The 13214-nt window shown below is 63.5% G+C and carries 12 protein-coding genes; 6 read left to right on the top strand and 6 right to left on the bottom strand.

Annotation, left to right across the window (positions count from 1 at the left end; translation table 11 throughout):
• The first annotated feature begins 12 nt into the window (after nt 1-12).
• Entirely contained in the window at nt 13-1206 is a 1194-nt protein-coding gene (locus M2416_RS25755) for an MFS transporter (protein WP_259227501.1), read from the top strand.
• Here M2416_RS25755 and M2416_RS25750 read toward each other — a convergent pair.
• From M2416_RS25750 to M2416_RS25735, 4 genes are read right to left on the bottom strand one after another with little or no spacing between them, the layout of a single operon-like run.
• On the bottom strand, nt 1203-2810 hold the full coding sequence (locus M2416_RS25750) for a cyclic peptide export ABC transporter (protein WP_259227500.1): 1608 nt from the start codon (nt 2808-2810) through the stop codon (nt 1203-1205). The genes M2416_RS25755 and M2416_RS25750 overlap by 4 nt on opposite strands.
• 40 nt (nt 2811-2850) lie before the next feature.
• Nucleotides 2851-4824, bottom strand: coding sequence for a Fe(3+)-hydroxamate ABC transporter permease FhuB (fhuB, locus tag M2416_RS25745; RefSeq protein ID WP_259227499.1), 1974 nt, complete (start codon nt 4822-4824; stop codon nt 2851-2853).
• Complete coding sequence (locus M2416_RS25740) at nt 4817-5674, bottom strand: iron-siderophore ABC transporter substrate-binding protein (RefSeq protein ID WP_259227498.1); 858 nt, start codon at nt 5672-5674, stop codon at nt 4817-4819. The genes fhuB and M2416_RS25740 overlap by 8 nt, the downstream gene beginning before the upstream one ends.
• 2 nt (nt 5675-5676) lie before the next feature.
• Nucleotides 5677-7776, bottom strand: coding sequence for a TonB-dependent siderophore receptor (locus M2416_RS25735; protein WP_254846089.1), 2100 nt, complete (start codon nt 7774-7776; stop codon nt 5677-5679).
• Between the two features lie 214 nt (nt 7777-7990).
• On the opposite strand from M2416_RS25735, the gene M2416_RS25730 reads away from it, so the two are divergent.
• The 5 genes from M2416_RS25730 (at nt 7991) to M2416_RS25710 (ending at nt 11376) form a co-directional block, all read left to right on the top strand.
• Nucleotides 7991-8743, top strand: coding sequence for an AraC family transcriptional regulator (locus M2416_RS25730; RefSeq protein WP_076946095.1), 753 nt, complete (start codon nt 7991-7993; stop codon nt 8741-8743).
• A gap of 151 nt (nt 8744-8894) precedes the next feature.
• Complete coding sequence (locus M2416_RS25725) at nt 8895-9176, top strand: PTS sugar transporter subunit IIB (RefSeq protein WP_076946096.1); 282 nt, start codon at nt 8895-8897, stop codon at nt 9174-9176.
• 3 nt (nt 9177-9179) lie between these two features.
• Nucleotides 9180-10544, top strand: coding sequence for a PTS galactitol transporter subunit IIC (locus M2416_RS25720; RefSeq protein WP_076946097.1), 1365 nt, complete (start codon nt 9180-9182; stop codon nt 10542-10544).
• Nucleotides 10541-10996: a PTS sugar transporter subunit IIA gene (locus M2416_RS25715; RefSeq protein WP_045857791.1), complete on the top strand. Its 456-nt coding sequence runs from the start codon at nt 10541-10543 to the stop codon at nt 10994-10996. Before M2416_RS25720 ends, M2416_RS25715 begins: the two co-directional genes overlap by 4 nt.
• Nucleotides 10997-11046: 50 nt before the next feature.
• Nucleotides 11047-11376 carry a hypothetical protein gene (locus M2416_RS25710; RefSeq protein WP_076946098.1) on the top strand — a complete coding sequence of 110 codons (330 nt, stop codon included), beginning with the start codon at nt 11047-11049 and terminating at the stop codon, nt 11374-11376.
• Between the two features lie 22 nt (nt 11377-11398).
• On the opposite strand, the gene M2416_RS25705 is transcribed toward M2416_RS25710, so the two are convergent.
• Both M2416_RS25705 and M2416_RS25700 read right to left on the bottom strand, forming a co-directional pair.
• Nucleotides 11399-12193 carry an SDR family NAD(P)-dependent oxidoreductase gene (locus tag M2416_RS25705; protein ID WP_076946099.1) on the bottom strand — a complete coding sequence of 265 codons (795 nt, stop codon included), beginning with the start codon at nt 12191-12193 and terminating at the stop codon, nt 11399-11401.
• An 84-nt stretch (nt 12194-12277) separates the two neighbouring features.
• Nucleotides 12278-13210 (bottom strand): 2-hydroxyacid dehydrogenase, encoded by a 933-nt coding sequence (locus tag M2416_RS25700; protein WP_259227497.1) that lies wholly within the window; start codon nt 13208-13210, stop codon nt 12278-12280.
• Nucleotides 13211-13214: the final 4 nt, after the last annotated feature.

Here is a 13214-nt window from a genome sequence, read left to right as displayed (position 1 = left end):
TAACGAGAATTGATGAACGCTGAGATAACCCTGCCCGTCAGGCAACAGAACAACAATATCATCCGCCTGGCGACCGCCCAGGCGCTGGCGGGGGCCAACTCGGTGGTCTTTTACGCCACAGGGGCGATTGTCGGCAACGCCATTGCCCCGGATCGCGCCCTTGCCACGCTGCCGATCGCCATTTTCGTCCTCGGGATGGCGGCCTGCATTTTACCCTTTGGCCTTCTTGCCAGAAAACGCGGGCGCCAGGCGGTATTTATGCTGGGCACCGGCGCCGGGGTTCTGACCGGCCTGCTGGCCGCTCTGGCGGTGGTGATCGGCTCCTTCTGGCTCTTCTGCGTGGCGGCATTTTTGGGCGGCGCCTACGCGGCGGTGGCGGTCTCGTTTCGCTTTGCCGCCACCGACGGCGTCGGCGTCGAGCGCCGCGCCCGGGCGCTGTCGCTGGTGATGGGCGGCGGCGTGGCCGCCGGGGTGATTGGCCCGATGCTGGTGACCGGGACGATGAACCTGTGGCCGGCGCATACCTTCGCCATGACCTTTCTTGCCCAGGGCGCGGTGGCGGCGGTTTCGGCGCTGGTGCTGCTGGGGGTCAAGTCCGCGGAGCCGGTAGCCCAGGCGAAGAGCGGCGGCCGTCCGCTCGGGGAGATCGTACGCCAGCCGGGTTTTGCCCGCACGGTATTCAGCGGGGCGGTGGCCTATATGGTGATGAACTTCCTGATGACCGCCGCGCCGCTCTCTATGCATCTGCACGGTATTTCTCAGCAGGCGTCGAACCTTGGCATTCAGTGGCACGTGGTGGCGATGTACGGTCCCGGCTTTTTTACCGGCAGGCTTATCGCCCGCTTCGGCGCCGGGCGCATTAACGCGGCGGGGCTGGCGCTTCTCGCGCTGTCGGTGCTGGTTGGGCTGGCCGGCACCGAGGTGATGCACTACTGGGTATCGCTTATCCTGCTGGGCATCGGCTGGAACTTCGGCTTCACCGGCGCCTCGACGCAGATTATGGATTTCCACCGCCCGGAAGAGAAAACCCAGGTGCAGTCGCTGAACGACTTTATCGTCTTCGGCGTGATGATGGTGGGGGCCTTCGCCTCCGGCGCGCTGATGAACCTCTTCGGCTGGAACGCCGTGCTCTGGGGCTCGCTGGTGCCGGTGATGGCGGCGCTGGCGGCGCTGCTGTTCGGCGCGCGCGCCAGGCGCCAGCGCTAAAGCGGGGCGGCCTGGACGATGCGCCCCGACTCCAGCTTGATAATGCGGTCCGCGAGGTGGAAGTAGCGATCGTCGTGGGTGATGGCGACGATGGTTTTGCCCTCGGCCTTCAGCATCGGCAGGAGCTCAAGATAAAACACCGCCTTAAACTCCGGGTCCTGATCGGCCGCCCACTCGTCGAACAGGTACAGCGGGCGCTCCTCAAGCCACGCCTGCAGCAGCGCCAGCCGCTTGCGCTGTCCCTGCGACAGGGCGGTGGTTGAGAAGCGTCCCTCGGCAAAACGAACCTTGTGCTGCAGCTTCAGGAGCCGCAGCAGATGGTTAACCTGCTCCGCCGTGCGCTCGTGGACAAACGCCACGTCGTCGAAGAGGAAAAAGTCGTTAAATACCGCCGAAAACAGCTGGCGGTAGCCCTCCTGCCGATCGCCGGCAAGGGCGCGGCCGTTGAGCACGATCGCGCCGCTGTCCGGCGGATAGAGCCCCACCAGCAGGTTGGCGAGGGTGGTTTTACCGCTGCCGTTGCCGCCGACTATAAACACCAGCTCGCCCGGGGAGAAGCGTATATCGAGCGGGCCGAGGGTGAAGCTTTCCCCATCTTCCCCCCGGTATTGATAGCGAATGGCTTCCAGCGCCAGGGAGCGAAAAGGCTCCGCGGGCAGGGGGCGCTGCGGCTGCTCCGGCGGCAGATCCTCGCGCAGCTGCTGCACCCGCTGCAGCGCGACCCTGGCGCTGGCGAGGGTCGGCAGCGACGACAGCACGCCCTCCACCGGCACAATCATATACAGAAATATCATCACGTAGCCGGTGATGGTCGCGGGCTCCAGCGTCAGCAGGTCGCGCAGGCCGAACAGCACCAGGCCGATAAAGGCGAAGAACAAAATGCTGCCCCAGCTGGTGGCGAGCCCGTACAGCACGTAGCCGCGGGTGCGCTGCTGGCGCACGGCCTCGATGTTATCGGCCAGCTCGCCGGCGACGAAGCGGCGGCGGCGGTCGGCGTTAAGCCGATATTCGCGTCCGCCGTCGAACAGCTTTTTGCACTGCTGAATCAGGGTATCCTCCCGCAGCCGCGACTGGCGCAGCAGCCCCATCGCCCGGCCGTGCGCGGCGCGGTAGCCGAGGCTGCCGAGGGCGATGGCCGCCAGCGCCAGCCCGAGAACGCTGACGGAGAGGGTGGCGAGATAAATCAGGCAGCCGGCGATCACCGCGCCGTAGATGAACAGGTTGGGCAGGCTGACGAAAAACACCACCAGGGTGTCGAGGTCCTGGGTGAGCACCGATATCGTTTTGCTCATCCCGGACTTCTCCAGCTGCAGCCAGCGGGTTTCGCTGACCTGGCGGGTCAGCTCGCCGCGCAGGCGGGCCTTCACCTTCTGGCCGAGGTACATAAAGGTGGTCTGCGAGATGACGCGGGTGGCCAGCATCAGCAGCGCCAGCAGCGCAAACTGGACGCCGGGCCCGAGCCAGCGGTCGGTCTGCGGCAGCGTCAGGCTGTGGTTAATCATCGCCAGCAGCGAGGCGTTGCTAAAGCCGCTAATCAGCCCGGCGACCACCGCCAGCAGCAGCCAGCCGCCGACCATTCGAAACAAAACCAACAACACCGACATGTGAAATTCCTTATTCATTACTCACAATGCGTTATGCGAATTAACGATGGGCCCCGGGGCGGATCAGCGGCCAGACCAGCAGCGGAACGCCGATAAGCGATGCCACCAGCCCAACCGGCAGCTGGCGCGGATAGAGCGCGTTGCGCCCCAGCCAGTCGGCGACCGTCATAATGACCGCCGACAGCAGCGCCGCGGCGTACAGCTGCGCCAGCGGCCCCCTGACGCCGAGCCGGCGCGCCAGATGCGGCCCCAGCAGGCCAATAAACGACACCGGGCCGACCAGCAGGGTCGCCAGTCCGGTCATCACCGCCGCCAGCGCCAGCACGCCAAGGCGGGCGCGGGGCAGGGAAACGCCCAGCGAACCGGCGACGCCGCCCAGTGGCAGCAGCACCAGCCAGCGGCGAAACAGCGGCGCCAGCGCCAGCAGGAGCAGGGTGGCGATAAACAGCACCTGCGCCAGCGGGGCGCTGATGTAGTAGGTGCTGCCGGTCATCAGCGGCAGCAGCACCGCGCTGGCGGCAAGATTGTTGAGCATCACGATGCTCACCGCCGCCTGACAAAGGGCGTTCAGCGCCAGGCCGTTGAGCAGCACCCGCTGCGGATTAAAGGCGCTGCGGCGGCTGTTCCACATCGTCAGCAGCAGGCTGATCAGCGCCCCGGCGAGGCTGCTGAGCAGCAGAAAAGCGCTGCCCTGAGTGGGGAACAGCAGAATATAGGCCGTCACCCCCATCGCCGCGCCGCCGCCGATGCCCAGCACTTCCGGGCTGGCCAGCGGGTTGCCGCTGACCCGCTGCATCAGGACTCCGGCGGCGGCCAGCAGGGCGCCGGCGCTGATGGCTGCCAGCAGCCGGGGGATCCGCAGCGGCAGCAGCTGCGCCAGCTCGCCGCGGGTTGCCCAGTGCCAGTGGCTTATCCCGTGGCCGAGGAACAGCGAAATCACGACCGCCGCCAGGGCCAGGGCCGCCGCCCACGGGATCCAGCGGCCGGCGGGCTGCGCCGGGACCAGCGGCGGCGGGGAGGTATCAATCCCGTGCTGGCGGGCGTGGCGCGCCAGCAGGATCAGCAGCGGCCCGCCGGTTAGCGCGGTCAGCATCCCCACCGGCAGCAGCTGGCCGTTGAACAGCGAGACCTTTGATACGCAGAGGTCGGTAAACCACAGCAGGCCGGCGCCGGTCAGCGCGCTGTGCAGCATCAGCTGGCGCGAGGTGCGGGCGCCGCCAAAGCGCGCAAGGTGCGGCGCGGCGAGGCCAAGAAAGCCAATCACCCCGACGGCGTTGATAATCAGCGCGCTCATCACCAGCGCCAGCGCGACCGCGGCGCCGCGAATGCGCAGCGGCGAGGCGCCGAGGCCGCTGACCATCGTTTCCGGCAGCTGCAGCAGCTCCAGCGGGCGCAGCAGCAGGGCCAGCAGGAGCGCGCAGAGCGCCAGCCACGGCAGCAGCGCCAGCAGCAGATGACCATCTTCCTGCGCCAGCGAGCCGCCACCCCACATCAGGACGGTCAGCAGAAAGCGGTCGTTGACGATCGCGATCAGCATCGTCAGCGCGCCGCACCAGAGGTTGATCATCATGCCGGCCTGAATCATCACCAGCGGGGAGAGGCGCTGGCGCCAGCTCAGGAGCAGCACCAGCAGCAGCGCCGCCAGCTCGCCGCCGATAATCACCGCCATTCGCGGCCCGCCGGTCAGCGCCGGCAGCCACAGCGACGCCAGCCCCATCGCCAGAGTCGCGCCCGAGGTCAGGCCGAGGGTCATCGGCTCCGCCAGCGGATTGCGCAGCGCGCGCTGCATCAGCCAGCCGCACAGCCCGAGCGTTGCGCCGCTGACGATGGCCATTCCCTGACGCGGGAGCCACATGCCGTGCAGGATAATCGCCGTCGGCTGCGCGTTTTGCGCGCTGAATAGCGCATGAAATCCGCCCTGATGCTGCACGTCGCTGGCCGCCAGCAGCAGGGAAATCAGCCACAGCGCGGCGATAACGCCCCACGACAGACGTCGGGAAAAGGATTCAGGCATCGCGCCACCCCGCCATCAGCTGGCTGAAAATATCGGCAAAGCGCCCGGCGGTAATCAGGGATCCGGCGTCGCTGATGGGCTGCTCGATCAGCCCGATCGGGTAGCGCGAGGTCAGCGGCAGCCGCTGCCAGAGCGGGCTTTGCCGCCAGCGGGCCACCGCGTCGCGCCGATCTTCGGCCACCAGCAGGATCAGCCGCGCGTCGAGGGTGGCGATGCGGGTTAGCTCCATCAGCACGCTGCCCTCCGCGCCGCCGCCGTCGGGCCAGCCGTTGCGCATGCCGCAGGCCGCCAGCACGTCGCCCGGCAGGCTGCCGCCGGTATAGAGCTGCAGGTGCAGGGCGTCGACCGGGGTAGCGAATATCACCGGCTGGCGCAGGGTTTGCGCGTAGCCGCGGGCGCGGGCGATTTGCTGATGCAGGCGGGCGAGCAGGCTCTGTGCCTGCGCCTGGCGCTGCAGCGTGGCGCCGAGCCGGCGCGTGGAGTCGATAAACGCGCTCAGCCCGTGGGCGGGAAAAGTCAGGAGCGGGGCGATTTTTTCCAGCGCCGGCTTGAGCAGGGCGTGCTGGGGGGTAATCAAAATGGCGTCCGGCTGCAACGCGTAGAGCGTTTCCAGATTGGGTTGAAACAGCAGCCCCAGGTCCTGCACCGTCTGCGGCAGGGCCGGGGTGGGGATCAGCTTGCGATACCACGCCGGCGCCGAGACGCCGGCCGGCGTCACGCCGAGGGCGAGGATCGTCTCCGCCAGCCCCCAGTCGAGCACCGCCAGCCGCCGCGGGGCAGGCGTACCGCTGGCCCACGACAGGGCGGGGGCCAGCAGGGCAGCAGTTAACAACCTGCGTCGTGAAAGCATGGTTACCACTTGTAGTTCAGGGTGGCGACCAGCTGACGTTTCATCGCATATTCGCAGCCGTTATCCTGGCAGGAGGCGAGATAGGTTTTGTTGGTCAGGTTGGCGGCGTTAAGCGCCACGCCCCACTCGCGCCACTGGTAGCCCAGCCGCGCATCGTACACCGTGGCGGCCGGGACCTTCAGGCTGTTATCGGTGGTGGCGTAGCTGCTGCCGACGTAGCGCACGCCGCCGCCGATGGAGAAGCCGTCCAGCGGGCCGCTGAGCGCATACTGCGTCCACAGCTTAGCGCTGTTGCGGGCAATCCCCACCGGATGCTTGCCTTCGCTGCCGTCGTTGGCGCTGATCACCTGCGGATCGGTTAAGGCCCAGGAGGCCAGCACCGACCAGGCAGGGGTGATGTTGATCTTCCCGTCCAGCTCGATCCCCCGGGAGCGGATCTCGCCGGTTTGCACGCTGTAGTTGGCGTGATCGGGGTCCGGAGTGGCGACGTTGGTTTCGCGCAGGTTAAACAGCGCGAGGGTAAACAGGGCGTCGAGGCCGACCGGATCGTACTTCAGGCCAATCTCCGACTGCTTACCTTCGGTGGGCTTAAAGGCGCGGCCGTAGAAATCGCTGCTGCTGCTCGGCACGAACGACGTGGAGTAGCTGACGTAGGGCGCGAGGCCGTTATCGAAGTGGTAGAGCAGCCCGGCGCGTCCGGTGGTGGCGTAGTCGTTACGCTCGCTGCGGGCGTCGGTAAGCAGGTCGGTGCTTTTGGTTTTCGCCGCGTCGTAGCGCCCGGCGAGGTTGAGGATCCAGCGATCCCACTCCAGCTGATCCTGCAAATAGAGGCCGGTCTGATCCATCGTCGAGTGGGTGCTGCTGTCGAACGGCGGCTTTTCCACCGGGGTGCTGTAGTCCGGATCGAGATAGTTGATCGGGCTGGCGTCGCCGTAGCCGGACTGGCTGCGCACCGAGCTGTGCATGCGGTCAATGCCGGCCAGCAGGGTGTGCTTCAGCGGGCCGGTTTGCAGATGGAACTCCGCCTGGTTATCCACCGCGAAGTTGACCATCGTCTCCTTCAGGTTCATCGAATAGCGGTCGATCAGCGGCGCGTCGGCGTGCACGCCCCACGGATAGACCATCAGGTAGTCGCCGGTGCTGCTGATATAGCGCAGGTTCTGGCGGAAGGTGACCGTATCGTTAAAGTCGTGGCGGAACTGGTAGCCGATGCTGCCCTGCTTGCGCTCGTACTTATCGAAGCCGGGCTGACCGCCGTAGAAGCTGGAGGAGATCTGACCGTTCGGGTTATGCGTCAGCGTGCCGGAGACCGGCATCTGGTTGTAGAAGCCGCTGTCCGGGTCCTTGCGCAGCTGCGCCAGCAGCGTCAGGCTGGTGCGGTCGCTCGGCTGCCAGGTTAGCGACGGAGCAATGGCATAGTGCTGATAGCGGGTGTGATCGACCTGGGTTTCGGTATCGAAAAAGGTGCCCGCAACGCGGCCCAGCAGGGTTTTATCATCGTTCAGCGGGCCGGTCGCGTCGAAGCCGGTACCAAACTGGCTGTGGTTACCGGTGGTGACGTACACCTCGCCGCCGGGCTCGGCCTGCGGGGTCTTGCTGACCATGTTGACGATCCCGCCGGGGTTAGCCTGGCCGTAGAGCACCGAAGCCGGGCCCTTGACGACCTCAATGCGCGACAGCAGGAATGGGTCCCACGCCGGCCGGCTCCACCAGGCTTCGCGCGGCAGGCGCAGGCCGTCGAGATACTCGTCGGCCTCAAATCCTCGCACGATAATGGTGTCGAAACGGGTATCCGGTCCGGAGCTTTCCGACGAGACGCCGGAGACGTAGCGCAGCGCTTCCGGGATCGTTTTCGCCGCCTGGGCTTCAATTTGCGCCTGGGTGACGACCGCAATACTCTGCGCGGTGCGGCTAATCAGCTGGCTGGATTTGCTGGCCGCCGTCGCGCTATGGGTGACGATATTGCTTTCGTCATCCTGCCCCTGGGCGTCGGGAGCGGCGGTGACCACCATCGTCTGTTCTTTTGTGTTATCCTGCCCGTTATCCGCAGTAAAGGCCTGCCCGCTGTATCCTGCGATGATTGTACATACCAGTACTTTCAACGGTTTATCCCTGAAAAACTTGCCAGGTTGTCTCATAGCATTTCCGACTGTTTTTAGAATTGGATGGAAATGATAATTATTCAACTATAAAAGAGAAGCCCGTCCGTGGCAGAATAGCGCCATTGGTCACCGGGATGTCGCCATTCGGACAAAAGTTGTCTCTAAACGCAGCAGTACGCACAAATGGTGAGAATCAGACAAAGGGCAGGTGAAGATGACAACCCAGCACGCGATCGAAGGGCTGCGCCAGCTGAAGTACACCCCGGGCAGCGAAGAGCCGGTTCATCAGCATGAACAGGGGCAGCTGATCTACGCCCTGCGCGGCGTGGCGAAAATTGTTACCCCCCAGCATATCTGGCTGCTGTCGCCGGGGCGCGCCGTCTGGCTGCCCGGCGGCCTGCCGCACGGGCTGCAGGCGGTTGACCACGTGGTCACGCAAAATATCTACTTAACGCCCCCGGCGTCCCGACGGTTCGGCGACCGCTGGCGCGGCCTGTCCGCTACGCCGCTGCTGCACGCGCTTATCGCCGCCGGTCTTGAAGAGGGGCTGACGGCGGAGCGGCAGGCGCTGGTTTACGCCCTGCTGAGCGACGAGCTGGCGCGCCTGCCCACCAGCCTCCTGTGCCACGTGACGCTGCCCAGCGACCGCCGGGTGCGCCAGGTGTGCGATACGCTCTGTCGCGAGCTCGATCACGCGGCGACTCTCGCCTGGTGGGGGCAAAAGGTGGGGGCCAGCGAGCGGACCCTGGCGCGGCTGTTTCGTGAGGAGACGCAGCTGAGCTTTTCCGAATGGCGCCAGCAGATCCGCCTGCTGGAGGCGGTGTGTAATCTTGCCCGCGGGGTGGCGGTGAGCACCCTGGCACACGAGCTGGGCTACGCCAGCGCCAGCGCCTTTATCGCCATGTTTCGTAAAAAGCTGGGCGTTTCGCCCCAGCGCTATATCCAGGCCGCCGGCGTGAAGGGGTAACAAGCCGAATAACTAAATATTATTTATTATCAATGCGTTATTTGTTTAACGGCGTTCTGTGTGTACTCTGTGTGTAAAATTACACACTGATCACAATTCTTAACCCGCCATCGTGATTTAATCCTCTCAACCAAAATGGAGAGGAATACTCATGAAACACATGATGATTTGTTGTGGCGCTGGCGTAGCAACCAGTACCGTTGCCTTAAATAAGCTGCAGGATTTCCTGAAAAAAGAAAATCTTCTCGCTAAGGTGCGTATTTCCCAGGGCACCGTGGCGGAAGCGAAAACGCGCGATGACGTTGATTTTATCGTTTCGACTTCACCGGTTGCGCTTTCCGTTCCGGTTATTAACGCTCTGCCGCTGTTGACCGGCATGGGCACCGATAAAGTTTTCAGCAGCGTGAAAGAATTAATTCTCGCCGAGGGTTAAGCCATGTTTATTGTTGATTATATCGTGGGCCTGGGCGCCTCGGTGATGATGCCGCTGATATTTATGATCCTCGGACTGATATTACGCCTGTCGCTCAGCAAAGCCCTGAAAGCCGGCTTAATGGTCGGGATTGGTTTTATCGGATTAAGCATTACCGTTAACCTGATGATCGACTCCCTGACGCCGGTCAGCCACGCGCTGGTGGAGCGCTTCGGCCTGAACCTCACCGTGCTGGACGTCGGCTGGCCCGCAGCGGCGGCGGTGGCAATGGGGACGCGGGTTGGCGCGCTGGTCATTCCGGTGTGCGTGGCCATTAACGTGCTGATGCTGTACAGCAAAACTACCCGGGTGCTGAACGTCGATATCTGGAACCTGTGGCACCACGCGTTTACCGGTTCGCTGGTCACCATTATTACCGATAGCCTCTGGCTGGGTATTTTTGCGGCGGCGATTAACTGTATTATCACGATGGTTATTGCCGATCGCACCAGCGGCGATGTTGAGAAATACCTGAACCTGCCGTCTATTTCCGTGCCGCACGGTTTCTCCGCCTCATTTGTTCCGGCGGCATGGCTGGTGAATGCGATTGTCGATCGTATCCCGGTGATTCGCGATATTAAAATTGATACCGAAGTGATTCAGAAAAGGCTCTCTATTCTCGGCGATCCGGCGTCGCTTGGCGCAATTATCGGGGCCCTGCTGGGTATTATTGCCGGTATCGAAGTGAAGGCCATATTACAAACGGCAATTACCATGGCGGCGGTGATGACTATTATTCCGCGCATGGCCAAAATGCTGATGGAAGGGGTGTACCCGATCAGCGAGCGTATTCAGGAGATTGCCCAGTCGCGCGCCGGATCGTTCGGTAAAATTGCCATCGGCCTCGACTCGGCGGTTAGCGTTGGCCATCCGGTGACGCTGTCGGTGTCGATGCTGATGATCCCCATTATGCTGGTTCTGGCGGCGATTATTCCGGGCAACCAGTTCCTGCCCTTCGCCTCGTTAACCGGCCTGCCGTTTGCCTTTGTGCTGGTTACTGCGGTATGCCGGGGGGATATGTTCCGCACGCTGCTTACCGGCCTGCTGACGCTCAGCCTGGCGCTGCTGATAGGCACCAACCTGGCGCCGATTGTCACCAGCACGGCGGTGAGCACCGGCTTCTCCCTGCCGCAGGGCACCACCAGCATCAGCAGCGTCGACTACGCCGGAGCCATGCTGCCGTGGGCCATCATTCAAAGCTTCCATCTCAAAGAGATTGGGGTCGGCATTTTAACCCTGTGCACCCTCGCCCTGGTGCTGTGGAACCGGCGCAAGCTGGCGCAGGAAAACGAGCAGTTAGCTGAAGCAAATGCGGAGGTGGGCAAATGATGTTTAGCGCACAGCGGGTGGTGAAGTTCACCGAGGCCGTCAGCCGGACTGACCTCCTGACCCGCCTGGCGGCAGGCCTGCAGGCGGACGGCCTGGTCAAGCCGAGCTTTAGCGAAGGGGTGCTGGAGCGGGAAAAGGTCTATCCGACGGGGATTTTTATGGAGACCCATAGCGTCGCCATCCCGCATACCGAGTTTGAGCACGTCAACCGCACCGGTTTTGCCATCGGCATCAACCTCGCGGGCGTCGAGTTCCAGCGTACCGATGAGCCCGAGGAGGCCGTAGTTCCGCAGATAGTGGTGATGATGGCAATCGACAAAACTTGCGAAAAGGTGGCAATCATTCAATCCTTGTTCGCCTTACTGGCCGATAGCGATCGCGTTAACGAAATCGTTAAAATGACGCCAGAGGAGATTGCAAAAGTGTTCACCGATGCCATCGTCACGCAGTAAGATAAAATGATGGGCTCAATACGGTGATGCCGGAAGCGAAGAGGGACAAGATGTTACGAATCAGCGACGTCATAGAGTTAGCGATGGTGAGTCGTAAAACTATCTATAACGCGATCAACAGCGGCCGGCTGAAGTACCAGCTGGTCAACGTTGATAATCGTCAGGTTCGTATGTTTTTCGAAGAGGACGTCTTCGAAGCGTTCCCCAAAACCAGCCGGGTTAGCACCACTCAGGAACAGGAAGTGCAGGCGCTGCGAGAGGAGGTGGCGTCCCTCAAGTTTGCGCTGGCGGAGCTGCAAAAAGCGGTCAACGCCATGGATCCTGAGGGCAGGTACGAAATGACCAGCGTAAAAGAGTCGTCAAAAACGCCCGACCGCTAGCCGGCGGACGGGCGCCGTATTATCAGACGATATCGTCCACCACGCCGCCGTCAACGCGCAGCGCCGCACCCGAGGTCGCCGAGGCCTGGGTCGAGCAGACGTACACCACCATATTCGCCACCTCTTCCACCGACGCCGCGCGCTGAATCACCGACGCGGGGCGATGGGCCATGACGAACTCTTTCGCCAGCTGCTCCAGCGGTTTCCCGGTCCTCGCGACCTCCTCTTTCATCATGTCGGCAAAGCCGTCGGAAAGGGTGGGGCCCGGCAGCACGCTGTTGACGGTGACGCCGCTGCCGGCGACGTATTTCGCCAGCCCGCGCGCCAGCGACAGCTGGGCGGTTTTGGTCACTCCGTAGTGGATCATGTCCGCCGGCACGTTGCGCGCCGATTCGGAAGAGATAAACACCACCCGACCCCAGCCCTTTTGCACCATTCCCGGCAGCAGCGCCCGCGACAGGCGCACGCCGGACATCACGTTGGTCTGCCAGTAGTTTTCCCAGGTTTCGTCATCGGTTTCATAGAAATCCTGCGGGCCATAGATGCCGGCGTTGTTGACCAGAATATCGATGCCGACCAGCGCCTGCAGCAGCTGATTGACGCCCCCGGCGTCGCTCAGGTCGGCGACCGCCGGACGCGCGCTGGCGCCCGAAACTTCGTTTTGCAAACGGGCGATGGCCTCGTTAACGCTGCGCTCGCTGCGTCCGTTAATCACCACCTCCGCGCCGCTCTCCGCCAGCCCTTTGGCGATGGCAAAGCCGATCCCCGCGGTTGATGCGGTCACCAGCGCGACCTTCCCCGATAAATCAATCTTCATAACCCTGGCCTTAATGTGTAAGCAACGGACCATTAAGCGTAGCAGCTGATGCCGGCGCAGGACGGGGAGAGAGGTTGCAAGGTGTTAATAGCCCGTCTGCTTATCGACCAGATTTTTCAGCGGCAGTGCCTGCTGCTGGCGCTGAATATTTTCCAGCAGCTGACGGGCGATCACCTGCGCCGGGGCGATAGAGGCGATATGCGGGGTGATGACCACCCGCGGATGCGACCACAGCGGGTCGGCGTCCGGCAGCGGTTCGACCGGGAAGACGTCCAGCAGCGCGCCCGCCAGCCGGCCGCTGTCCAGCGCCTGCAGCACGTCGTGATTCACCATATGCTCGCCGCGCCCGCAGTTGATCAGCACCGCGCCTTCCGGGAGCTGGTCGAGCAGGGGGCGCGCGAGGATGCCGCGGGTCTGCTCGGTAAGCGGCAGGACGTTGATCAGCGCGTCCAGCTCGCCGAGGAAGCCGGCGGCCTGCGTATCGCCATGGTAGCAATGCACGCCCGTTAGCCGCTTTTCGCTCCGCGCCCAGCCGGAGACGCGGTACCCCAGCCCGGCAAGGCGGGTAGCGATGTAGCCGCCGATTTCACCGAGCCCCATCACCCCGACGCGAAAATCGGCGGCGGCCCGCTGCGGGTAGCCCTGCCACACCCGCTCGCGCTGATGCGCCAGCGCGCGGTCAAAGTGGCGCTGAAACCACAGCACGCCCCACAGCGCGTATTCGAACATCCCGTGACGAAAATCTTCATCCACCACCCGGCATAGCGGCACCTGGCTGGCGAACACTGATTCTGGAAGGTGGTCAACCCCGGCGGAGGCGGCCTGGATAAGCTTTAGCCCCGGCGAGCGGGCCAGCATCTGAGGGTCGGGAAACCAGCAGCTGGCATACTCCGCGCGACCTGCCGCCGGATGGTCGGGCAGGACCGCCGTCACGTGGGGAAAAAGGCGCAGCGCGTCGCAAATCTCGCGGGCGTAGTGTGGGTCATTGCAGTCGACAACGATAGTCAGGTTAGGCATAGGC

Source organism: Klebsiella sp. BIGb0132 (assembly GCF_024810075.1).
GTDB classification, from domain to species: Bacteria; Pseudomonadota; Gammaproteobacteria; order Enterobacterales; family Enterobacteriaceae; genus Klebsiella; species Klebsiella terrigena.
This window is presented reverse-complemented; position numbering and strand designations above follow the sequence as displayed.